This is a genomic window from Sphingomonas immobilis, from assembly GCF_030580995.1.
GTDB classification, from domain to species: domain Bacteria; phylum Pseudomonadota; class Alphaproteobacteria; order Sphingomonadales; family Sphingomonadaceae; genus Sphingomonas; species Sphingomonas immobilis.
This window is the reverse complement of the sequence record NZ_JAUQSZ010000003.1, coordinates 301,515-323,022: the sequence shown is the minus strand read 5'-3', so window position 1 is coordinate 323,022 and position 21,508 is coordinate 301,515. Positions and strand designations below refer to the sequence as shown.

21 protein-coding genes are annotated in these 21,508 nt (G+C 67.3%); 19 read left to right on the top strand and 2 right to left on the bottom strand.

The genetic code is table 11. The features are described 5' to 3' along the window. The first annotated feature begins 84 nt into the window (after positions 1-84). Entirely contained in the window at positions 85-303 is a 219-nt protein-coding gene (locus Q5H94_RS06825) for a hypothetical protein (protein WP_304560482.1), read from the top strand. Between the two features lie 22 nt (positions 304-325). Here the strand turns inward: Q5H94_RS06825 and Q5H94_RS06820 are convergent, their stop codons facing one another. Further along, entirely contained in the window at positions 326-829 is a 504-nt protein-coding gene (locus Q5H94_RS06820) for a DUF1993 domain-containing protein (RefSeq protein ID WP_431312146.1), read from the bottom strand. Positions 830-953: 124 nt separating this feature from the next. Here Q5H94_RS06820 and Q5H94_RS06815 point away from each other — a divergent pair, with 124 nt between their 5' ends. Next, complete coding sequence (locus tag Q5H94_RS06815; RefSeq protein ID WP_304560481.1) at positions 954-2,999, top strand: amidohydrolase family protein; 2,046 nt, start codon at positions 954-956, stop codon at positions 2,997-2,999. Here the strand turns inward: Q5H94_RS06815 and Q5H94_RS06810 are convergent. After that, complete coding sequence (locus Q5H94_RS06810) at positions 2,992-3,486, bottom strand: DNA-deoxyinosine glycosylase (protein WP_304560480.1); 495 nt, start codon at positions 3,484-3,486, stop codon at positions 2,992-2,994. The genes Q5H94_RS06815 and Q5H94_RS06810 overlap by 8 nt on opposite strands. A gap of 86 nt (positions 3,487-3,572) precedes the next feature. On the opposite strand from Q5H94_RS06810, the gene Q5H94_RS06805 reads away from it, so the two are divergent. From Q5H94_RS06805 to Q5H94_RS06725, 17 genes are all read left to right on the top strand, one after another. Next, entirely contained in the window at positions 3,573-4,565 is a 993-nt protein-coding gene (locus Q5H94_RS06805) for a cysteine synthase A (RefSeq protein ID WP_304560522.1), read from the top strand. 55 nt (positions 4,566-4,620) lie between these two features. Next, a complete protein-coding gene (locus Q5H94_RS06800) occupies positions 4,621-4,899 on the top strand; it encodes a hypothetical protein (RefSeq protein WP_341850096.1) in 279 nt (92 codons plus the stop codon). A gap of 471 nt (positions 4,900-5,370) precedes the next feature. Then, a complete protein-coding gene (locus Q5H94_RS06795) occupies positions 5,371-5,871 on the top strand; it encodes a division/cell wall cluster transcriptional repressor MraZ (protein WP_304560478.1) in 501 nt (166 codons plus the stop codon). Beyond that, entirely contained in the window at positions 5,868-6,812 is a 945-nt protein-coding gene (gene rsmH, locus Q5H94_RS06790; RefSeq protein ID WP_304560477.1) for a 16S rRNA (cytosine(1402)-N(4))-methyltransferase RsmH, read from the top strand. The genes Q5H94_RS06795 and rsmH overlap by 4 nt, the downstream gene beginning before the upstream one ends. A 2-nt stretch (positions 6,813-6,814) precedes the next feature. Continuing rightward, complete coding sequence (locus Q5H94_RS06785) at positions 6,815-7,435, top strand: hypothetical protein (RefSeq protein WP_304560476.1); 621 nt, start codon at positions 6,815-6,817, stop codon at positions 7,433-7,435. Further along, complete coding sequence (locus tag Q5H94_RS06780; RefSeq protein WP_304560475.1) at positions 7,432-9,168, top strand: peptidoglycan D,D-transpeptidase FtsI family protein; 1,737 nt, start codon at positions 7,432-7,434, stop codon at positions 9,166-9,168. Before Q5H94_RS06785 ends, Q5H94_RS06780 begins: the two co-directional genes overlap by 4 nt. Then, the gene (locus Q5H94_RS06775) at positions 9,165-10,580 is read left to right on the top strand and encodes a UDP-N-acetylmuramoyl-L-alanyl-D-glutamate--2,6-diaminopimelate ligase (RefSeq protein ID WP_304560474.1); all 1,416 of its coding nucleotides are present in this window, start codon (positions 9,165-9,167) and stop codon (positions 10,578-10,580) included. Before Q5H94_RS06780 ends, Q5H94_RS06775 begins: the two co-directional genes overlap by 4 nt. Positions 10,581-10,719: 139 nt before the next feature. Next, positions 10,720-12,093: a UDP-N-acetylmuramoyl-tripeptide--D-alanyl-D-alanine ligase gene (locus tag Q5H94_RS06770; RefSeq protein ID WP_304560473.1), complete on the top strand. Its 1,374-nt coding sequence runs from the start codon at positions 10,720-10,722 to the stop codon at positions 12,091-12,093. Beyond that, entirely contained in the window at positions 12,093-13,163 is a 1,071-nt protein-coding gene (gene mraY / locus Q5H94_RS06765; protein WP_304560472.1) for a phospho-N-acetylmuramoyl-pentapeptide-transferase, read from the top strand. The genes Q5H94_RS06770 and mraY overlap by 1 nt, the downstream gene beginning before the upstream one ends. Continuing rightward, the gene (murD, locus tag Q5H94_RS06760) at positions 13,160-14,515 is read left to right on the top strand and encodes a UDP-N-acetylmuramoyl-L-alanine--D-glutamate ligase (RefSeq protein ID WP_304560471.1); all 1,356 of its coding nucleotides are present in this window, start codon (positions 13,160-13,162) and stop codon (positions 14,513-14,515) included. The genes mraY and murD overlap by 4 nt, the downstream gene beginning before the upstream one ends. Before the next feature lie 56 nt (positions 14,516-14,571). Beyond that, the gene (locus Q5H94_RS06755; protein ID WP_304560521.1) at positions 14,572-15,711 is read left to right on the top strand and encodes an FtsW/RodA/SpoVE family cell cycle protein; all 1,140 of its coding nucleotides are present in this window, start codon (positions 14,572-14,574) and stop codon (positions 15,709-15,711) included. Then, a complete protein-coding gene (murG, locus tag Q5H94_RS06750; protein WP_304560470.1) occupies positions 15,708-16,868 on the top strand; it encodes an undecaprenyldiphospho-muramoylpentapeptide beta-N-acetylglucosaminyltransferase in 1,161 nt (386 codons plus the stop codon). Before Q5H94_RS06755 ends, murG begins: the two co-directional genes overlap by 4 nt. Positions 16,869-16,873: 5 nt before the next feature. Then, complete coding sequence (gene murC / locus Q5H94_RS06745; RefSeq protein WP_304560520.1) at positions 16,874-18,283, top strand: UDP-N-acetylmuramate--L-alanine ligase; 1,410 nt, start codon at positions 16,874-16,876, stop codon at positions 18,281-18,283. After that, complete coding sequence (locus tag Q5H94_RS06740) at positions 18,280-18,498, top strand: hypothetical protein (RefSeq protein WP_304560469.1); 219 nt, start codon at positions 18,280-18,282, stop codon at positions 18,496-18,498. The genes murC and Q5H94_RS06740 overlap by 4 nt, the downstream gene beginning before the upstream one ends. 121 nt (positions 18,499-18,619) lie before the next feature. Further along, positions 18,620-19,525: a UDP-N-acetylmuramate dehydrogenase gene (gene murB / locus Q5H94_RS06735; protein WP_304560468.1), complete on the top strand. Its 906-nt coding sequence runs from the start codon at positions 18,620-18,622 to the stop codon at positions 19,523-19,525. A gap of 112 nt (positions 19,526-19,637) precedes the next feature. Next, a complete protein-coding gene (locus Q5H94_RS06730; RefSeq protein ID WP_304560467.1) occupies positions 19,638-20,573 on the top strand; it encodes a D-alanine--D-alanine ligase in 936 nt (311 codons plus the stop codon). After that, on the top strand, positions 20,570-21,508 hold the full coding sequence (locus tag Q5H94_RS06725) for a cell division protein FtsQ/DivIB (RefSeq protein ID WP_304560466.1): 939 nt from the start codon (positions 20,570-20,572) through the stop codon (positions 21,506-21,508). The genes Q5H94_RS06730 and Q5H94_RS06725 overlap by 4 nt, the downstream gene beginning before the upstream one ends.

Genomic DNA, 21,508 nt, shown 5'->3' with positions numbered 1-21,508 from the left:
CTGAAACGCGCCGTTTATCCGACCTTGAGCGCGTCGTTGACAGAGCCGCGTACCTGTCTAGCAATCACGGCGGGGATGGGATTTATGGCAATCGAACGGAGTGCCGCGCACCTGCGCGAGATGGGCCGCGACGAGCCCGGTATCGGGATCTGGCGGCGGATAACAGGTTGGCTCGGCCGCTATCGCGCCGAACAGCGCGCGCTGCGTGCGGCGGGGCTCTGCCTGATGTGCGGCGAGGAGCCCGCGCTCGAGGCAGGCGCGTTGTGCCTCACCTGCGACGGCAACGACCGGGCCGCACCCTGAGGCGTTCGCGGGGGGCGTGCGCTCAGACCCCGCCGAGATAATCCATCTTGCCGATCTGAACGCCCTTCATGCGCAGCAGCCCATAGGCCGTCGTCATGTGGAAGAAGAAATTCGGCAGCGCGAAGGTGGCGACATAGCTTTCGCCGGTGAAGGTGAAGGTCTGCTTGGGCGTCGCCAGTTCGACGGGTGCGTCTTCCTTGCCGTCGAATGCGTCGGCCGGGACTTTCTCAAGGAAGGCGATCGTCCTGGCGATCCGCGCCTGCAGGTCCGCGAAGGTCTTTTCCTCATCCGCCATCGCGACGTTCTCGACCCCGCCGAGCCGCACCGCGAGGCCCTTTGCGGCATCGCTCATGCGCTGGATCTGCGCGGTCAGCGGCGCCATGTCGTCGATCAGCCGCGCGTCGAGCAACTCCCGCGGATCGATTCCCTTCTCGGCCGCGAACGCCTCGCCCTTGGCAAGCACCTTGCCGATCGACGTGAGGTTGCGGATGAAGACCGGGACGGTCTGCTCGTACAGCGTGGTCATAATGTGCCCCCTATGATGCGGAGCGCATCTAGGGACTGGCGGTGGCGAGTGTAAGGGCACGCTTGCTGAACCCCGCGTCGCATGAGAGTGTTAGGCGATAAACACACTTAGGGGGATCGAGTCGATGGCTGTTCGCAGGATTTCGCTTGTTGTCGCGGCCGCGCTCGCGGGGGTTTCTTCCGCCGCCGTCGCGCAGACGCCGACCTCGCAATTGCTCGTGCCGCCGGCCGATGCCGAGACGTTCCTGATCATCTCCCAGGCCGGGCAGCACGGCACGACAGCGGCGTGGAAGCTGCCCGACGGGACGCTCGCCTATCGTTTCAGCATGAACCTGCGCGGGCAGATCTTCGAGCAGGACGAGACGTTGCACATCGGCCCCAACGGCCAGCCCGACAGGGTCGTCGTGCGCGGTATCGATCCGGGCGGCGACATTGCCGAGACGTTCGATATCAAGGACGGCAAGGCACATTGGAAGAACAAGATCGAGGATGCGACCGTCGCGTATGACGGCAAGGCGCAATATTCGACCTATGGGGGGCCATTCTCGGCGCTGAAATATTCGGCCGAATCGCTCTACAAGGCGTCCGGCAAGACGCTGACACTGCTGCCCGGCGGCAGCGCGAAGATGGTCAAACTGGTCGATATCCCGATCGGTTCGGGGCCGACCGCCAAGACAGTGACATCGTGGACGATCGAGGGCGTCGGGCTGGAACCGCAGCCGATCGTGTTGAACCAGGACGGCACCTTGTTCGCTTATGTCGGCGGCATCGCGATGATCCCCGAGGCGTACAAGGACGATTTCCTCAAGATCCAGAAGGCGCAGATCGACGCGCTGGCGGCGCGCAACCCGGCCTATATGGCGAAATTCGGCAAGGTCTCACCGGTGCCGGTCGCTTTCACGCATGTGAAGCTGTTCGATTCCGTCAACGCGAAGTTCCTTCCCGACCAGACGGTGGTGACGAACGGCAAGACCATCGCCGCGGTCGGCCCGGCGGGGTCGATCAAGGTGCCGGCCAACGCGAAGGTGATCGACGGCACCGGCAAGACGCTGAGCCCCGGTATCTGGGACGCGCACATGCATACTGGCAGCGATCTGCAGGGGCTGATGCTGCTGTCGATGGGCGAGACGTCGGCGCGCAACCCCGGCGCGGACATCCAGCCGACCTTGCTGCGGAACGCGCGGATCGCCAAGGGCGAACTGCTCTATCCGACGGTCTATTCCTCGGTGCTGATCGACGGCAAGGGGCCGCTGGCGGCACAGGGCGGCATCACCGTCTCCTCCGCCGAGGAAGCGGTGGCGGCGGTCGACAAGGCCAAGGCGGACGGCTTTCCGGGGGTGAAATTCTACACCTCGATGAAGCCCGAATGGCTGTGGCCCGCCATCAAGGAGGCGCACAAGCTAGGCCTGCACGTCCACGGCCATATTCCGGCGACGCTGCGCCCGAAGGACGTGATCGCGGGTGGATATGACGAGATCACGCACATCAACTTCGTTATCATGCAGGCGCTGCCGGACAGCGTCGTCAACATCGACAACGGCATCGAGCGGTTCAACGGGCCGGGCAAATACGCCAAGGACGTGGATCTTGGTGCCGAGCCGATGAAGTCGCTGATCGCGGAGATGGCGGCGAAGAAGATCACCGTCGATCCCACGCTGTCGACCTTCGAGAGCCTGTATGTGCCCGAGAACGGCGACCTCTCGCCGAGCTACGCGCCGTTCGTCGGCACGATGCCGCCGCAGGTCGAGCGCGGCTTCAGGGAGGGCGGGTTCAAGCCGCCCGCCGGCGTGACGCGCGCCGACTGGCGGGCGAGCTATGCCAAGCTCGTCGCGCTGACCAAGGCGCTGCACGATGCGGGCGTGCCGATCGTCGCGGGCACCGACGGCGGCGGGCTGGAGATCATCCGCGAGCTGGAGCTGTACGTGCAGGCGGGCTTCACGACGGGCGAGGCGCTGCAATCGGCGACGCTGACGCCCGCCACTCTGGTCGGTGCGGGCAAGGATACGGGTTCGATCACGGTCGGCAAGCAGGCCGATCTGGTGCTGGTGAGCGGCGACCCCGAGGCGAAGATCGGCGACATGCGCCACACCGACTGGGTGATGAGCGACGGCGCGCTGATGAACGCCGACGAACTGCGCGCGGCGGCGGGGTTCAGCGGGCGGCCTAAGTGAGATAGGTGGCGATCGCCTGCCAGGCGGGCAGCTTGGCGGCGAGGCCGGTGGTGTGCATCGCGCTGCTCGAGGGAAGTGCGAGGATCGCGTAGCGCTCCGCCGCCGCGCCGAGCTGCTTCAGGCCGTGCCGGTGCGCGGCACCGCCGTTGAAGGCGATCGCGCGGAGATCGGGCAGGCTGGCGGCGAGGGCGGTCAGGTCGTTGGCGCTGACGTCGCGCAGCGCGGCATCGGTGCTGCCCTCGCGGCGGGCGGTGGCGACCACGTCCCAGAGCCCGGCGTGGCGCGAGAGCAGGCGGGCTAGGCGGGCTTGGTACTCCAAGGCGACGAAATCCTCCGCCAGCGCGCCCGATAGCAGGCGCCAGAACTGGTTCTGCGGATTGGCGTAATAGCGCTGTGCCGCCAGCGACTTCTCGCCGGGCAGGCTGCCGAGGATCAGGACGCGGACGTATGCATCGACAACGGGTGGGAACGACTGTTTGAGAGTCATCGCCGCCGCCTATCACAAGCTGTGATTTCGGCCCGCAGAGAATTTCGGTGGATTGCCCCGTTCGCCCCGCGCGCTATCTGTGGGGCATGCATATCGCCGCCAATACGCTCGCCCTGATCGGTAACACGCCTCTGGTGCTCCTGAAGGGGCCGAGCGCGGCGGCGGGGGCGGAGATCTACGGCAAGTGCGAGTTCGCCAATCCCGGCGCGTCGGTGAAGGACCGGGCGGCGCTCGGCATCGTCGAGGATGCCGAGGCGCGGGGGCTCATCCGGCCGGGCGGGACGTTCGTCGAGGGGACGGCGGGGAATACCGGCATTGGCCTCGCGCTGGTCGCCAATGCCAAGGGCTACAAGACGATCATCGTCATGCCCGAGACGCAGAGCCGCGAGAAGATGGACACGCTGCGCGCGCTTGGCGCGGAGCTCGTGCTGGTGCCGGCCGCGCCCTATTCGAACCCCGGCCATTTCGTCCACACCTCGCGCCGGATCGCGGAGGAGACGCCCAATGCGGTGTGGGCCAACCAGTTCGACAATATCGCCAACCGCCGCGCGCACATCACCGGCACGGCGGAGGAGATCTGGACGCAGATGGACGGGCGGATCGACGGCTTCACCTGCGCGGTGGGCACGGGCGGCACGCTGGCGGGCGTGGGGCTCGGGCTGAAGGCGAAGGACGAGAAGATCCAGATCGCGCTCAGCGACCCGCACGGTGCGGCGCTCTACGAATATTATGCGCATGGCGAGTTGAAGGCGGAAGGATCGTCGGTCGCCGAAGGGATCGGGCAGGGGCGGATCACCGCGAACCTGGAGGGTGCGCCGGTCGACACGCAGTTCCGCATTTCGGACGAGGAGGGCCTCGCCTGGGTCGAGCGATTGCTGGCGGAGGAGGGGCTGTGCCTGGGCCTGTCATCGGGCATCAACGTGGCGGGCGCGGTGCGGCTCGCGAAGCAGATCGGGCCGGGCGCGCGCGTGGTGACGGTGCTGTGCGATACCGGTTTCCGCTACCTCTCGTCGCTCTACAACCGGGCGTGGCTGGAGAGCAAAGGGTTGCCCGTTTTCCCCTGGCTTGCGACGAACTGAGCGCAGCTATCGACAACGTGATGGTTTTGCGTTACATATTTGCCACAGTATGAAAATGATCGCACACGAATCGGGCCATTTAAGCCAGCGCGTGAAGGTCGGAATGATCGGCCTCGCCTCGGTCTTTCTGCTGATTGGCCTCGCTGCCGCCATTTATTCGACGCGCACCAAGGATCACTCGCTGGCGTTCGCGTCCAAGGTCCATGCCGACACGGTCGCGCGGATGTCGAACACCGCGCCGCCGCCCGCCGCCGCGCCGACCAACGAGCCGCTCGCCGAACTCGGCGTCGCACCGAGCGCCACGGCCAACAGCTCGCAGCCCGCGCAACCCTGATTTGAGCGCCACCGCATCATCTCCCCTCCCTGGACGGGAGGGGCGGGGGTGGTGGGCGTGGGGGAAACGCTGCGCCTCTTCGAGAGCGAGCCACCCCGAACCCCTCCCTTCCAGGGAGGGGAATGATGTGGCGCTATCGACGCTGAAATCGCGTGCCCGCTCGGGACAGGGAGAAGCGGGGAAATCGCATCGCTGAACACGCCCGCGCCCGGGTTTTCCCGGGCGTTCCCGTTCGTGTACCGGAACGGTTGTAGAACATCGCCGAAAGACGCTCCGCACGAATACCTAATGGCCCTTAGAAAAACGAAGTTGCCCCGACTTTCCCCGGATTTTCCGTTGCGTCCCCGAGTTACCCTATGTTAATCATCTTGCAGGGGGCAGACTCACTCGCCTGCGCACTGCGCGACCGGATTTCGGCAGGGGCCGTTTTTCGGAACGGGGGAGATTTGCCTGCCGAAAACGGGGCAAACAGTGGTGGATCGGGTAGGCTATCAGGGGGACGGTTTCGGCCTTGTCGATGACAAGGGCCGGGTCGCCATCCCCTCGTCGCTCCGCTCCAGCCTCGCCCAGAACGCCCCGCGCCCCGACGGCAAGGACGGCGGCACCGTCATCATCGGCGTCCACCAGAAAAACAAATGCCTGGTGGCGTACGATCCCGGTTTCCTGAAGGTGCTGACGTCGCGGCTCGACGCGCGCGAGGCCGCGAACACCAGCGACGACGGCGAGTTCAACTACAATATCAAGCGCGGTGCCGCGCAGGGCGAGGCTCTGCCGTTCGACGGCAGCGGCCGCTTCATCATGCCCGGCTTTCCCCGCTTCCACGCCAATATCGCCGAACATGCCTTTTTCTACGGCGTGATCGACTATTTCGAGATCTGGGATCCCAAGACTCTGCTCGCCACCGAGGGGCTGCCCGAGGTGATGACGAGCTGCTGCCGCTATCACTGCATGCAGAAGGGGATCGTGTTGTGAGTGACGCTCCTCACATCCCCGTCCTGCTCGACGAAGTGATCGACGCGCTCGCCATCGCCCCCGGTGAGAGCCATGTCGATGCGACCTTCGGCGCGGGCGGGTACACCAGCGCGATGCTCGCCAAGGGCGCGCGCGTGTTCGCCTTCGATCGCGACCCCGATGCGATCCGCGACGGGCAGGCGCTGGTCGCGAAGGCGGACGGCGCGCTGACGCTGATCGCGGCGACCTTTTCCGCGCTCGATGCCGAGCTGGAGGCGCGCGGGGCCGCGCCGGTCGACGGCGTGACGATGGACATCGGCGTCAGCTCGATGATGCTCGACCGGCCCGAGCGCGGCTTCAGCTTCCAGTCGGATGGCCCGCTCGACATGCGCATGAGCCAGGAAGGCGAGAGTGCGGCGGACTTCCTCAACACCGCCGACGAGGCGGCGATCGCCGACGTGCTGTACCAATATGGCGACGAGCCGCGCTCGCGCCGGGTGGCGCGCGCGATCGTCTCCGCAAGACCCCTTACGCGCACGTCCGAACTGGCGAACGTGGTTAGGAAAGCGTTAACCTACAGGCCGCATGACAAGAAGGATCCCGCGACGCGGACCTTCCAGGCGATCCGCATTCATATCAACCGCGAGCTCGGCGAACTGGCCGACGGGCTCGTGGCGGCGGAGCGCGTGCTGAAGCCGGGCGGACGGCTGGCGGTGGTGACGTTCCACAGCCTGGAGGACCGGCTGGTGAAGCGGTTCCTGAAGGAGCGCAGCGGCGGCATGCCCTCGGGCTCGCGCCATCTGCCGGTGGCGGCCCAGGCGGCCGCACCAAGTTTCGAGACTGTCGGCCGCGCGGTGCGCGCCGGCGAGGACGAGATCGCGCGCAACCCGCGCGCGCGCTCGGCGACGTTACGGATTGCGCGGCGCACGGCGGCGGCCGCGTGGGATGGAAAAGGGGCGTAGAGATGCTTGGTTATGCGTGGAAGACCCTTGGCTGGTTCCTGGCGGGCGTGGCGGTTGCGCTCGGCTTCCTGCTGGTGCCGCTGCAGGTCGCGGGCGAGCGCAAGAAGCTCGACCACACGCTGGCCGACATCGCCCAGGCGCGGAAGGACATCCGCGCGCTGGAGACCGAGTTCCAGACGCGCGCCAACCTTGCGCAGCTCGACCAGTGGAACAGCGACACGCTGCGCCTCGTCGCCCCCGCCGCCGCGCAGTTCGTGGCGAACGAGGCCGGGCTCGCCGCGATCGACGTGCGCCAGTCGGGCGGGATGCAGACCGCGTCGTTCGTGCCCTCCGCACCGGTGAGCGAGACGCAGGCCGCCGCCGCTGCCCCCGTCGTGACGCCCGCACCGCAGCCCGCCGTCGCCGTCGTTCCCGCCACCGCCGCCAAGCCGATCCGTACCGTCGCCGTCATCAGCAACGTCCGTGGGCCGAGCCTAGCGGACGCCGTGACGGCGGTGAAGGCGGTTGCGGTCACCCGCGCAAAGGCGCAGGCCGTCGCCATGCTTGACCGGCAATTGCTGAGCGATTCGACCGTCGGCGACCTGCTGAGCGGCGCGCGTGCCGAGGGCGGCTCGCGCCGGTGAGCACGTTCGTCGCCCGTCCCGTGCCGCAGCGGCGCACCAGCGGGCAGCGCCACGCGCTGATCGCGACGGCGCACATGCGGCTCAGCATCCTGATGCTGTTCCTGGGTGCGGGCTTCCTGACGGTGATCGGCAAGATCGCGCTGCTCGGCTTCATCTCCTCGCCCGCCGGTGCGCAGGGCGCGGCCGTCAATCCGATCGTGCGCAGCGACATCCTCGACCGCAACGGCGAGCCGCTGGCGCGCACGATCGACGCCTGGACGGTGGCGGTGCGGCCCGGCGAGATCCTCGGCGACCGGCGCTTCCTGGCCGACAAGCTCGCTGAAATCCTGCCCGGCCGCGACAGCGACTATTATTATCAGCGGCTGACGATGAAGGTGAAGTTCACCTATCTCGACCGCCACGCATCGCCCGCCGCCGTCAACGCCATCCACGATCTCGGTGAGCCCGGCCTCGTCTTTGCGCAGGAGCCCGAGCGGCTCTATCCGCAATCGACGCTGGCGGCGCATGCGCTCGGCTATATCGGGCCGATCGGCGACGATCCGACGATCGCGGGCCGCGCGGGCATCGAGCGCGCGTTCGACGACCGCCTGACGGCGCCGGGGCAGCGCGGCAAGCCGATCGTGCTGTCGATCGACAGCCGCGTGCAGGCGGCGATGGACAGCGAGCTCGGCCGCGCGATGGCATCTTTCAAGGCGCGCACAGCGACCGGCATCGTGCTCGACGTGCATACCGGCGAGATCATCGCGATGTCGTCGCTGCCGGTGTACAACCCGAACAAGGTCGGCGGCACCAGCGCCGATGCGATGCGCAACAACGTGACGCAATCGGTCTACGAGCTGGGATCGACCTTCAAGCCGATCACGATGGCGAACGCGATCGAGACCGGGGTCGTGCCCAACATGGCGAAGCGTTTCGACGCGACGGTGCCGCTCAAGGTCGGCGGCTATACCATCCATGACGATCGCGGTGACGAGCAGAAGCGCTGGCTCAACATCCCCGAGACGCTGATCTATTCCTCCAACATCGCCACCGCGCGCATCGCCGACGAACTCGGCGAGGACCGCGAGAAGGCGATGTACGAGGCGCTCGGCCTCCACGGGCGTCCGCTGATCGAAGTGAAGGAGAAGGGGCACTCGATCTGGCCCACATACTGGTCGCGCACGGCGGTGATGACCACCGCTTACGGCCACGGCATGGCGGTGACACCGCTGCAACTCGCCAATGCCTATGCCACGCTCGTCAACGGCGGCATCTTCCGCCCGACGACGCTGCTGAAGGTCGCGCCGGGCAAGGCGCCGGCGGGACGGCGCGTGTTCTCCGAGGCGACGAGCGCGCGGATGCGGCAGTTGCTGCGCATGATCGTGCTGATGGGCACCGGCAAGAAAGCCGAGGCGCCGGGCTACCGCGTCGGCGGCAAGACCGGTACCGCCGAGGTCGCGGGTGCCGGCGGCTATTCTAAGAAGGTCAACGTCTCGACGTTCGCGGGCGTGTTCCCGATGGACAACCCGCGCTATGTCGTCGTCGCAATGCTTGATTCGCCCATCGGCAACGCCGAGAGCTTCGGCCTCACAACGGCCGCGTGGACGGCGGCGCCCGTCGTCAGCCGCGTGATCGCGCGGACCGGCGCGATGCTGGGCGTGATGCCCGACGCCAATCGCGACATCGACGTGTCCGATCTGACGCCGCTGGTCTGGCGGGCACCGGGCAAGGACAGTACGAAGACGGTGGAATGAAACTCGGGACACTGACGGGCACAGGCGAAACCGCAACGGTCACGGGGTTCGCGATCGACCACCGGAAGGTCGCGCCCGGCACGGTGTTCGGCGCGTTTCCCGGCGCACGCTTGAATGGCGAGGATTATATCGCGGCGGCGGTGGCGGGCGGCGCGATCGCCGTCGTGGCGCGGCCGGAAGCGGTGGTGGAGGGCGCGGTCCACATCGCCGACCCCGCGCCGCGCCGCCGTTTCGGCCAGATCGCCGCGCGCTTCTTCGCGCCCTTCCCGGATGTCGCGGTGGCGGTGACGGGCACGAACGGCAAGACATCGACCGTCGAGATGGTGCGGCAATTGTGGCGGATGGCGGGCTTCTCCGCTGCCTCGATCGGCACACTCGGCGTGACGACCGGCGACGACCGCGTGACGACCGGGCTGACGACGCCCGACGTCGTCACCTTCCTCTCGAACGTCGCGGGGCTCGCGCGCGAAGGCGTGACGCATGTCGCGTTCGAGGCCTCCAGCCACGGTCTCGACCAGTATCGCAGCGAGGGCGTGGCGGTGAAGGCGGCGGCGTTCACGAACCTGAGCCGCGATCATCTCGATTATCACGGCACGATGGAGGCCTATCTCGCCGCCAAGCTGCGGCTGTTCACCGAGGTGCTGAGCGGTGACGGCACGGCGGTGGTATGGGCGGACGACGCGCATGCTGCGGACGTCGTGGCGGCGGCAAAGGCGCGCGGCATCGGTGTGCTGTCGGTCGGATCTGCGGGCGAGACGCTGAAACTGGTGTCGCGCGAGCCGACGTTGCTCGGGCAAACGCTGACCATCGCGGCCGAGGGCAAGACGCATGTCGTGAAGCTGCCGCTCATCGGCGCGTATCAGGCCGCGAACGCGCTCGTCTCGGCCGGGCTGGTGATCGCGTGCGGCGGCGATATCGCGGCGACGCTGGCGAACCTCGCGCGGTTGCAGCCGGTGCGCGGGCGGCTGGAGCGGGCGGTGATCGCGAAGTCTGGCGCTCCCGTTTATGTCGACTACGCGCATACGCCCGACGCGCTCGATGCTGCGATATCGGCATTGCGGCCGCATGTCGGCGGCAGACTGATCGTCGTGTTCGGCGCGGGCGGCGACCGCGACCAGGGCAAGCGCGTCGAGATGGGCCGCGTCGCGGGAGCGATGGCGGATGTGGTGTTCGTGACGGACGACAATCCGCGCGGCGAGGACGCCGCCAGCATCCGCGCGATGGTGATGGCGGGCGTTCGGCACGCGACCGAGATCGGATCGCGGCGCGAAGCGATCGGCGCGGCGATCGCGGCGGCGGGCAAGGACGATATCGTGCTGATCGCGGGCAAGGGGCATGAGCAGGGGCAGATCGTCGGTGATCTCGTCCTGCCGTTCGACGATGTGAGCGTGGCGCGGGAGATGGCGGTATGACTCATGGTCGTCACCCCGGCCTTGAGCCGGGGCCCATCGTGGGGCGGGCGTGCCGGCATGAGGCTCTGGCCGGCACGTTTGCGGAAACATGGGTCCCGGCTCAAGGCCGGGATGACGGTTGGATGTCGGGAGGCGCCGCGTGACCCTCTGGACCTCCACCGAAATCGCTGCCGCGACCGGCGGCACGTCTTCTGCGCCGTTCGAGGCGACCGGCGTGACGTTCGATTCGCGCGAGGTCGGCTCGGGCGACCTGTTCGTCGCGCTGACCGGCGAGACGACCGACGGCCACCGCTTCCTCGACCAGAGTTTCGCGGCCGGCGCGGCGGGTGCGATCGTCAGTGCCGAAACGCCGCACCCGAGCGTGCGCGTCGCCGATACGATGGCAGCGTTGGAGGATCTTGCGCGCGCCTCGCGCGCCCGTGTGCAGGGCAAGGTGATCGGCGTCACCGGATCGGTCGGCAAAACCGGCACGAAAGAGGCGCTCTACGCGGCGCTCGACCGCTGCGCGCGCGGCAACGCGCATCGCTCGGTCAAGAGCTACAACAACCATACCGGCGTGCCGCTGAGCCTCGCGCGCATGCCGTCCGCGAGCCGATATGCGGTGCTGGAAATGGGGATGAACCATGCCGGTGAGCTGGCTGCGCTGACGCAATTGGTGCGGCCGCATGTCGCGCTCGTCACCGCGATCGCGCCGGCGCATACCGCCTTCTTCTCGGGCGAGGAGGCGATCGCCGATGCCAAGGGCGAGATCTTCCAGGGGTTGGAGCCGGGCGGCACCGCGATCGTGCCGTTCGACAGCCCGCACCGCGACCGGCTGATCGCCGCCGCCAAGCCGTACGCCGCCGAGATCGTCACCTTCGGCAGCGGCAAGGACGCCGACGTTCGCGCGATCGAGGCGATGCCCTTGGCGAGCGGCGGCACTTTCGTCACGGCGCGGTTGGGCACGACCGAGATCAGCTACACGATCAGCCAGCCCGGCGCGCACTGGGTCTCCAATTCGCTCGCCGTCATGGCGGCGGTGCGCGCGGTCGGCGGCGATCTTGCGCTGGCGGGGCTCGCGCTGGCCGAGATGGAGGGGTTGACCGGTCGCGGCGCGCGTTTCGGCGTGGCGATCGGGGACGGCGAGGCGCTCGTCATCGACGAGAGCTACAACGCCAATCCTTCCTCGATGCGCGCGACGCTGGCCGTGCTTGGCGCGCAGGAGGCGGCGCGCAAGCTCGTCGTGCTCGGCGAGATGCGCGAGCTGGGCGAAGGCAGCGCCGCCTTCCACGCGGCCCTTGCCGAGCCGATCGCGGCGGCGGGCGTCGAAACGGGCATTCTCGTCGGTGAATCCATGACCCCGCTTGCGACGGCGCTTGAGGGGCGGGGCGATTTCGTCCATGTGCCCGACGCCGCCGCCGCGCGGGCGCGCCTGCGGGAGCTGCTGGCGCCCGGCGACGCGGTTCTCATCAAGGGTTCGAACGGGGTAGGGTTGTCGGCGGTGGTCGCACAGCTGCGAAGCGGGAATTTGTAATGCTCTATTTCATCGCCGAGCTGCTGCACTTCCACGGGCTGCTCAACCTGTTCCGCTATCTGTCGTTCCGCACCGGCGGGGCGGTGGCGACGGCGCTGTTCCTCGGCCTCGTCATCGGCCCGCGTTTCATCGGCTGGCTGCGCGTGCGGCAGGGCAAGGGGCAGCCGATCCGCGAGGACGGCCCGCAATCGCACCTCGCCAAGCGCGGCACGCCGACGATGGGCGGGCTGATGATCCTGACCAGCCTGGTCGTGTCGATCCTGCTGTGGATGGACCTGTCGAACCCGTTCGTGTGGGCCTGCACCTTCGTGACGCTCGGCTTCGCGGCGATCGGTTTCCTCGACGATTACGACAAGGTGCGTAAGGCGAGCACCAAGGGCGTGTCCGGGCGCGTGCGCTTGCTCGGCGAGTTCCTGATCGCGGGGATCGCGGCGACGATGATCATCCACCAGAACGGCACGCACCTTTACGTCCCGTTCTACAACGGCGCGGCGCTCGATCTCGGCTGGTTCTACGTCGTGTTTGCGGCCTTCACGATTGTGGCGTTCGGCAATGCCGTGAACCTGACCGACGGGCTCGACGGGCTGGCGACGATGCCGGTGATCATCGCGGCGGTGAGCTTCATGCTGATCGTGTATCTGGCGGGCAACTTCAAGTTCGCGACCTATCTCGGCATCCCGCACGTGCCGCGCGCGGGCGACCTTGCGATCTTCTGCGGGGCGATCGTGGGGGCGGGGCTCGCCTTCCTGTGGTTCAACGCGCCGCCCGCCGCCGTGTTCATGGGCGATACCGGCTCGCTGGCGCTCGGCGGCGCGCTGGGCACGATCGCAGTGGTGGCGCATCACGAGCTGGTGCTCGGCATCATCGGCGGGCTGTTCGTGGTCGAGGCGATGAGCGTCATTATCCAGGTGTTCTGGTACAAGCGCACCGGCCGCCGCGTGTTCAAGATGGCGCCGATCCACCATCATTTCGAACAGCTCGGCTGGGCTGAGTCGACGGTCGTGATCCGCTTCTGGATCGTCGCGCTGGTGCTGGCGCTGGCCGGTCTCTCGACGCTGAAGCTGCGGTGATCACGAGTCCCGCCTTCGCCGGGAAGGCATATGCGGTGCTGGGGCTTGCGCGTTCCGGCGCGGCGACGGTGCGCAGTTTGGTTGCGAGCGACGCGATTGTGGTGGCTTGGGATGCGAATGCTGAGAGGCGCGACACATTCGACAATGAGTTTTTTGACTGGGCGAGCGGTCGCGACTGGTCTAGCTTTCGCGACGGTAACGTCAATCTCGTCCTCGAAGATCTCGAACATCTGGACAATTTGACGATCGACGGGTTCGATGCGCTTATTGTTTCGCCTGGTGTACCGCTCAACAGACATCCTATCGCGATCACGGCCCGCGCCGTCGGCACTCCCATCATCGGCGACATCGAACTGTTTGCGCAGGCTCGCGCCGATCTCCCGCCGCACAAGGTCGTCGGCATCACGGGCACCAACGGCAAGTCGACGACCACCGCGCTCGTCCATCATATCCTGCAGACGGCGGGCATCCCCAGCCTGATGGGCGGCAATATCGGCCTGCCCATTCTCGCGCAGGAGCCGCTGCCGGACGGCGGCGTCTATGTGCTGGAGCTGTCGAGCTACCAGATCGACCTGACGTTCAGCCTCGATTGCGACGTGGCGGTGCTGCTCAACATCACGCCCGATCATCTCGATCGCTATGACGGGTTCGAGGGGTATGCCGCCTCCAAGGCGCGGCTGTTCGCGATGCAGTCGAAGGGCCATGCGGCGGTGATCGGCATCAGCGACGTCGCCTCGGCCCAAATCGCGCGGAGCCTTTCGGCGCGCGGCGAGGATTTGACCAAGATCGCGCCCGGCGTGTGCATGGATCAGTCGCGCTGGCCGTCGTTGCAAGGCCCGCACAACGCGCAGAACGCGCTCGCGGCGATCTCGGTGTGCGAGGCGCTCGGCGTGTCGAACGCGGCGATCGACGCGGGGCTGGCGAGCTTCAAGGGCCTGCCGCACCGAATGGAGCAGGTCGCCACGCGCAGCGGCGTCGCTTTCGTCAACGACAGCAAGGCGACCAATCCCGAAAGCACCGCGCCCGCGCTGGCAGCGTTCGACCGTATCCACTGGATCGTCGGCGGCCGCGCCAAGGGTGCCGAGCTCGACGCCTGTCGCCCGCATTTCGGTCATGTCACGCACGTTTATACGATTGGCGAGGCGGGGCCGGTGTTCGCCGAATTGCTGCGCGGCGCGGGGCTGCCCGTCAGCGAGAGCGGCACGCTGGCGCAGGCCGTCGCCGATGCCGCCGCGAACGGGCAGGCGGGCGACACCGTGCTGCTGTCGCCGGCTTCCGCCTCGTTCGACCAGTTCCGCGATTTCGAGGATCGTGGCGATCAGTTCCGCAAGCTCGTCGAGGCGCTGTCGTGAGCCTGTTCGGCCGTCTGAAAGGCCGTGGTGGGCGCGGGGACCGCTCGTGGCTCGGCATGTGGTTCTGGGATATCGACCGCGTGCTGCTGCTGCTCGTGCTGCTGCTGATCGGCATCGGTCTGGTCGCGGTGGGATCGGCCTCGCCCTCGGCGGCGACGCGCTATTCGGACGAGCGGCACCACATTCCGCCGCTCTTCTATCTCTGGTGGCAGCTCGGTTGGGTCGGCGTATCGATCCCGGTACTGCTCGTCGTATCGATGCTGCCGGTGTCAGTGGCGCGGCGGCTCGCGCTGCTCGGCATGATCGTGTGCGTTATCCTGTTGATTCTGGTGCCGTTCTTCGGGGTGGAGAAGAACGGGGCGCGGCGGTGGCTCAACTTCGGCATCTCGCTGCTGCAGCCTTCGGAATTCCTCAAGCCGTTCTTCGTGGTGACGGTGGCGTGGCTGCTGGCGCTGCGCGCGCAGGACGAGGCGTTGCCGGTCGTGCTCATCACTGGCGGGCTGACCGCGCTGGTCGGTGCGATGTTGATGATGCAGCCCGATTTCGGCCAGACGATCGTGTTCGTCAGCGTGTGGTTCGCGCTGCTGATGATATCGGGCACGTCGACGAAGGTGATGCTGGCGCTGGTCGCGGCGGCACCGGCCGGGCTGGTGTCGGCCTATTTCTTCTACGGAACGGCGCGCAACCGCATCAACGCCTTCCTGTTTCCCGACGTCGAGGGCGAGGGCGCGCAGGATCATTTCCAGACCAACGCGGCCTATAACACCATCACCAACGGCGGCTGGCGCGGCACGGGGCCTGCCGGGGGTACGATGAAATTCCGCCTGCCGGAGGGGCATACCGATTACATCTTCTCTGTGATCGGCGAGGAATTCGGGCTGATCGCGTGCATGATCATCGCGCTGCTGTTCCTCGCGATCGTGGTGCGGGTGTTCGTCAAGCTGCTGGACGAGCAGGATGAATTCCGGCTGTTCGCCGCCGCCGGCCTTGCGACGCAATTCGGCGTGCAGGCGCTGATCTCGATGGCGGTCAACACCGGCCTCGCGCCATCCAAGGGCATGACGCTGCCGTTTATCAGCTACGGCGGCTCGTCGCTGATCGCGCTTTCGATCGGGATGGGCTTGCTGCTGGCGCTGACCCGGCGCAATCCCTTCGTGTTGCGGTCCCCGTATGTCGCCAAGTGGAGCGGTGCATGAGTAAACCCCGTCATTTCGTTCTCGCGGCCGGCGGCACCGGGGGGCACATGGTGCCCGCCGCCGCGCTTGCCGCCGAGCTGATGAAGCGCGGCCACTATGTTGCGCTGGTGAGCGACGAGCGCGGCGTGCGCTTCCCCGGCCTGTTCGAGGGCATCCAGACGCATATCCTGCCCGCCGGACGGCTCGGCGGCGGGCCGGTCGGCTACTACAAGGCGGCGCGCGATATGTGGCGGGGCCGCGCGATGGCGATCGAGCTGTACCGCACCTTCCGCCCCGATGCGGTGATCGGCTTCGGCGGCTATCCCGCGCTGCCCGCGCTGCTCGGCGCGTTCGCGCGGAAAATCCCGACGGCGGTGCATGAGCAGAATGCGGTGCTGGGCCGCGTCAACCGGCTGGTCGCGCGCAAAGTCGATGCGATCGCGACCTCCTATGCCAAGGTCGAGCGGCTGAAGGAGACGTATAACGAAAAGACGCACCTCGTCGGCAATCCGGTGCGCGAGGAAGTGCTGGCGATCCGCGCCAGGCCGTTCCCGCTGCTGGAGGAGGACAGCATCTTCCGCGTGCTGGTGACGGGCGGCAGCCAGGGCGCGAGCGTGCTGTCGAAGGTGGTGCCCGATGGCCTGTCGATGCTGCCGGTCGCCTTCCGCCGCCGGTTGCAGGTGACGCATCAGGCGCGGCCCGAGGACATCGAGGCGTGCCGGGCGAAATACAAGGAACTCGACATCGCCGCCGATCTCGCGACGTACCTTCCCGATCTGCCCGAGCATCTGTCGTGGTCGCATGTCGTGATCGCGCGGGCGGGCGCCTCCACGCTGGCGGAGCTGACCTGTGCGGGGCGGCCGGCGATCCTCGTGCCGTTGCCGAGCGCGACCGACGATCATCAGACCGTCAATGCGCGCGAGATGACGATGGCGGGCGGCGCGCGGACCATCAACCAGCGCGATTTCACGCCGGTCGAACTCGCCAAGCAGATGCAGCGGCTGGGTCTCGATCCCGCCGCGCTCCAGAATGCGGCGGTGCGCGCGCGCGGCTGCGGCCGGCCCGATGCGGCGCGCGATCTCGCCGATCTGGTCGAGAGCCTCGGCGACAAGCCCAACGAATTGCAGATCGGCGTGCCCTTGCCCGCCAAGTTCCCAGAGAAAGCCGCTTTCGCATGACGCGCATGAAAAAGGGCGTCGCGACCGATATCGGCACGATCCATTTCATCGGCATCGGCGGCATCGGCATGTCGGGCATCGCCGAGGTGATGAAGAACCTCGGCTATCAGGTGCAGGGATCCGACGTGGCCGAGGGCTATGTCGTCGAGGGACTGCGCGCCAAGGGCATCCCGGTCGCGATCGGGCACAAGGCGGAGAATCTCGGCGACGCGGCGGTGGTCGTCACCTCGACCGCGATCAAGCGCGGCAACCCCGAGGTGGAGGAGGCGCTAGCCAACCGCGTGCCGGTCGTGCGCCGCGCGGAGATGCTGGCGGAATTGATGCGGCTGAAGTCGACCGTCGCGGTCGCGGGCACGCACGGCAAGACGACGACCACCTCGATGGTCGCGGCGCTGCTCGACGCGGGCGGGGTGGACCCGACCGTGATCAACGGCGGCATCATCAACCAGTACGGCTCCAATGCGCGCCTCGGCGACAGCGACTGGATGGTCGTGGAGGCCGATGAGAGCGACGGCAGCTTCCTGCGGCTCGACGGCACGGTCGCGGTGGTGACCAATATCGATCCCGAACATCTCGATCATTATGGGTCGTTCGATGCGGTGAAGGACGCCTTTGTCGAATTCGTCGAGAACGTGCCCTTCTACGGTGCGGCGTTGCTGTGTCTCGACCATCCCGAGGTGCAGGGCATATTGCCGCGCGTGCGCGACCGGCGGATCGTCACCTACGGCTTCTCGACCCAGGCGGACGTGCGCGGCGTCAACGTCGTGCCGATACCGGGCGGCAACCGCTTCGAGACGATCGTGCGCCAGCGCGACGGAACGACACGGTCGATCGAGGGGATCGAGCTGCCGATGCCGGGGCGGCACAACGTCCAGAACGCACTCGCCGCGATCGGCGTCGCGCTGGAACTCGGCATCGACGACGCGACGATCCAGCAGGGCTTCGCCAAGTTCGGCGGCGTGAAGCGGCGCTTCACCAAGGTCGGCGAGACCGGGGGCGTGACGATCATCGACGATTACGGCCACCACCCGGTCGAGATCAAAGCGGTGCTGGCGGCGGCGCGCGAGGGCGTGGAGAACCGCGTTATCGCGGTGGTGCAGCCGCATCGCTATTCACGGCTCGGCGATCTGATGGAGGATTTCCAGGGCGCGTTCAACGACGCCGACATGGTCTATGTCGCGCCGGTCTATGCGGCGGGCGAGGCGCCGGTCGAGGGCGTGAGCAGCGACGTGCTGGTCGAGGGGCTGAAGCGGCGCGGGCATCGCTCGGCCGCGACGATCGCCGATGCCGATGCGCTCGCCGAGGCGCTCGCCGGTGTCGTGCGGCCCGGCGACATGGTGGTGTGCCTCGGGGCCGGGGATATTACGAAATGGGCGGCGGGGCTCGCGCCCGCTATCGAGGCGGCAGGCACATGAAGGACTATATCGAAGCCTCACTCAAGCTGCAGAAGCAGATCCTCGATGCGCAACAGGCGTCGCTCGACGCGCAGCGTGCCTCGCTCAAGGCCGGGCAGAAGGCGCTCGGCGCGGGCGACGCCTTCGTGAAGATGCAGGAGGTCGGCCAGCAGATGGCCAAGACCAACCTCGAGGCGATCCAGACTTGGACGAAGCTGTGGAGCGTGTGGATGTGATGGCGGGTCACGCCACCCAATCTCCGTTCGTCCTGAGCGAAGTCGAAGGACGTGTCACGGGCGCTTCGCTCGCCGCACGTGCTTCGACTTCGCTCAGCACGAACGGGGTAGGGGGCGGTCGATGAACACGGTGCGCATCTCTCGCCAGCACCCGCCGCGTGGACGCGTTACGGCAGGCGCTCCGCTCGCTCCTCTCGTCTGGTTCAAGAGCGGCGGCGCGGCGAACATATTGTTCGAGCCCGCCGACGTCGAAGATCTCGCGATTTTCATGGCGGACATCAGTCCGGATTACCCCCTGTTGGCGCTGGGGCTGGGATCGAACATGATCGTACGCGACGGCGGCTGGCCGGGCGTGGTGGTGCGGTTGGGCAAGGCTTTCGCGGGCGTCGAGCAGGTCGATGCGACGACACTCAGGTGCGGCGGCGGAGCATCGGGTATCCTCGTCTCGTCGAAGGCCCGCGATGCGGGGATTGCAGGCGTCGAGTTCCTGCGCTCGATCCCCGGCACGGTCGGCGGCTTCGTGCGGATGAACGGCGGGGCCTATGGGCGCGAAGTGAAAGACGTGCTGGTGGAGTGCGACGTGGTGCTGCGCGACGGCACGCGGGCGATGCTGACGCTGGATGAACTCGGCTATACCTATCGGCACAGCGAACTGCCCGAGGGCGCGGTGGTGGTGTCGGCGACGTTTCGGGGCGAGCCTGGCGAGGCACAAGCGATCCAGGCCGAGATGGATCGCATCGCCGCCGAGCGCGAGGCGTCGCAGCCGCTGCGTTCCAAGACCGGCGGCTCTACTTTCAAGAACCCGGCAGGTCTCAAGGCGTGGGCGCTGATCGACGCCGCCGGATGCCGGGGCCTGCGCAAGGGCGACGCGCAGGTCAGCGAGAAACATTGCAATTTCCTTCTGAACCTCGGCTCCGCCACGAGCGCGGATATCGAGGCTTTGGGTGATGAGGTGATCGAGAAGGTGAAGGCGCATTCGGGCGTGACGCTGGAGTGGGAAATCCAGCGGGTGGGGGTGAAGGCGTGATGGTGATCCCCAATTCCGTTCGCCCTGAGCTTGTCGAAGGGCTGCCTTTCTTTTCGACGGTGGCAGAAGAAGGGCAGGGCTTCGACAAGCTCAGCCCGAACGGATGTTTTGCATGAGCACCTCCCTCCACGTCGCGGTCCTCATGGGCGGCTGGTCGTCCGAGCGTGAGGTTTCGCTCATGTCGGGGAACGGCGTGGCCGACGCGCTGGAATCGCGCGGGCACCGCGTCACGCGCATCGACATGGCGCGCGACGTCGCCGCGAAGCTCGCCGCCGCGCAGCCCGACATCGTCTTCAACGCGCTGCACGGCACGCCGGGCGAGGACGGCACGGTGCAGGGCCTGCTCGACCTGATGGGGCTGAAATACACGCACAGCGGCCTCGCCACTTCGGTGATCGCGATCGACAAGCAACTGACCAAGTTGCTGCTCGTGCCCGCAGGCATCCCGATGCCGGGCGGGCGGATCGTCAAGTCCGAGAGCCTGTATGCAGGCGATCCGCTGCCGCGCCCCTATGTGCTCAAGCCCGTCAACGAAGGCTCGTCGGTCGGCGTCGCGATCGTGACGAACGACGGCAATTACGGCAATCCCATCGCCCGCGGCGCAGCGGGGCCGTGGCAGGAATTCGAGGAATTGCTCGCCGAGCCGTACATTCGCGGCCGCGAGCTGACGACGGCGGTGCTGGGTGGCGAGGCGCTCGGCGTGACCGAGCTCAAGCCCAAGAACGGCTGGTACGATTTCGACGCGAAATACACCGACGGCCTGACCGAACACGTCTGCCCCGCGCAGATCCCCGACGATGTCGCCGACGCCTGCAAGCGCATCGCGCTCGATGCGCACCGCGTGCTCGGCTGCAAGGGCGCGTCGCGCTCCGATTTCCGCTGGGACGACGAGCGCGGGGTCGACGGGCTGTTCCTGCTGGAGGTCAACACGCAACCCGGCATGACCCCCTTGAGCCTCGTGCCCGAACAGGCGAAACATATCGGCATGAGCTATGCCGAACTGGTGCAGAAGATCGTGGACGAAGCGCTTGGGGAGGCGCTTGCATGAGCCGCACGATCAAGCGCGGCACCGCGCGGCGGCCCGTCCAGCAGAAGCGGCGCAAGCAACCGCGCCAGTCGATCATCGACCGCATCATCGCCAGGCTACCGATCAGCGAGGAGATGCTGACGCGGATCGCATCGTGGACGATCGTCGGCGCGGTGTGCGCGGGCGTACTGGCGATGGCAGTGTGGATGGGCATCCCCGGTGCGGTCGGCCAGGCGGTGGGCGAGGGGATCGGCGAGGCGGGTTTTCGCATCAACAACGTGCAGATCACCGGGCTCAACCGGATGGATCAGGACACGATCTACAAGATCGCGCTCGAACAGCCGTCGCTGGCGATGCCGCTCGTCAACCTCGAAAGCACGCGGGAGCGGCTGGTGGCGCATAGCGGGTGGATCGAGGATGCGCACGTGTCGCGGCGGCTGCCCGATACGCTCCTCGTCCATATCGTCGAGCGGACGCCGGCGGCGATCTGGCAGAACCAGGGCCATCTCGCGCTGATTTCCGCGAACGGAACGTATCTGGAGCCGGTGCGCGCCGATGCGATGCCCGATCTGCCGTTGGTGATCGGCGAGCATGCCAACGAACAGAATGATGCCTACAAGAAGCTGCTCGATGCAGCCCCGGCGCTGAAGCCGATGGTGAAGGCGGCGACCTGGGTAGGCAATCGCCGCTGGAACCTGACATTCGAGACCGGCGAGACGCTCGTCCTGCCCGAGGGCGAGGATGCGGCGGCGCGGGCGCTGGTCAAGTTTGCGGAGATGGACGGCGTGCAGCCTTTGCTCAACAAGGGCTGGATCCGCTTCGACATGCGGGATCCTACTAGGTTGGTGGCGCGTAAATCCGGCGATATTGCGGGTCGCGACACCTCCGAAGAGGAGATCAAGCCGCAGACGCCGTCGGCGGCGGGCAAGCGCAAGGTTACGGCAGGGCAGGGGTAG

Coding starts and splice junctions, on each gene's coding strand:
- Q5H94_RS06825 (WP_304560482.1), top strand. CDS start 85: ATGGCAATCGAACGGAGTGCCGCGCACCTGCGCGAGATGGGCCGCGAC.
- Q5H94_RS06820 (WP_431312146.1), bottom strand. CDS start 829: ATGACCACGCTGTACGAGCAGACCGTCCCGGTCTTCATCCGCAACCTC.
- Q5H94_RS06815 (WP_304560481.1), top strand. CDS start 954: ATGGCTGTTCGCAGGATTTCGCTTGTTGTCGCGGCCGCGCTCGCGGGG.
- Q5H94_RS06810 (WP_304560480.1), bottom strand. CDS start 3,486: ATGACTCTCAAACAGTCGTTCCCACCCGTTGTCGATGCATACGTCCGC.
- Q5H94_RS06805 (WP_304560522.1), top strand. CDS start 3,573: ATGCATATCGCCGCCAATACGCTCGCCCTGATCGGTAACACGCCTCTG.
- Q5H94_RS06800 (WP_341850096.1), top strand. CDS start 4,621: ATGATCGCACACGAATCGGGCCATTTAAGCCAGCGCGTGAAGGTCGGA.
- Q5H94_RS06785 (WP_304560476.1), top strand. CDS start 6,815: ATGCTTGGTTATGCGTGGAAGACCCTTGGCTGGTTCCTGGCGGGCGTG.
- Q5H94_RS06775 (WP_304560474.1), top strand. CDS start 9,165: ATGAAACTCGGGACACTGACGGGCACAGGCGAAACCGCAACGGTCACG.
- mraY (WP_304560472.1), top strand. CDS start 12,093: ATGCTCTATTTCATCGCCGAGCTGCTGCACTTCCACGGGCTGCTCAAC.
- Q5H94_RS06755 (WP_304560521.1), top strand. CDS start 14,572: ATGTGGTTCTGGGATATCGACCGCGTGCTGCTGCTGCTCGTGCTGCTG.
- murG (WP_304560470.1), top strand. CDS start 15,708: ATGAGTAAACCCCGTCATTTCGTTCTCGCGGCCGGCGGCACCGGGGGG.
- murC (WP_304560520.1), top strand. CDS start 16,874: ATGAAAAAGGGCGTCGCGACCGATATCGGCACGATCCATTTCATCGGC.
- Q5H94_RS06740 (WP_304560469.1), top strand. CDS start 18,280: ATGAAGGACTATATCGAAGCCTCACTCAAGCTGCAGAAGCAGATCCTC.
- murB (WP_304560468.1), top strand. CDS start 18,620: ATGAACACGGTGCGCATCTCTCGCCAGCACCCGCCGCGTGGACGCGTT.
- Q5H94_RS06730 (WP_304560467.1), top strand. CDS start 19,638: ATGAGCACCTCCCTCCACGTCGCGGTCCTCATGGGCGGCTGGTCGTCC.
- Q5H94_RS06725 (WP_304560466.1), top strand. CDS start 20,570: ATGAGCCGCACGATCAAGCGCGGCACCGCGCGGCGGCCCGTCCAGCAG.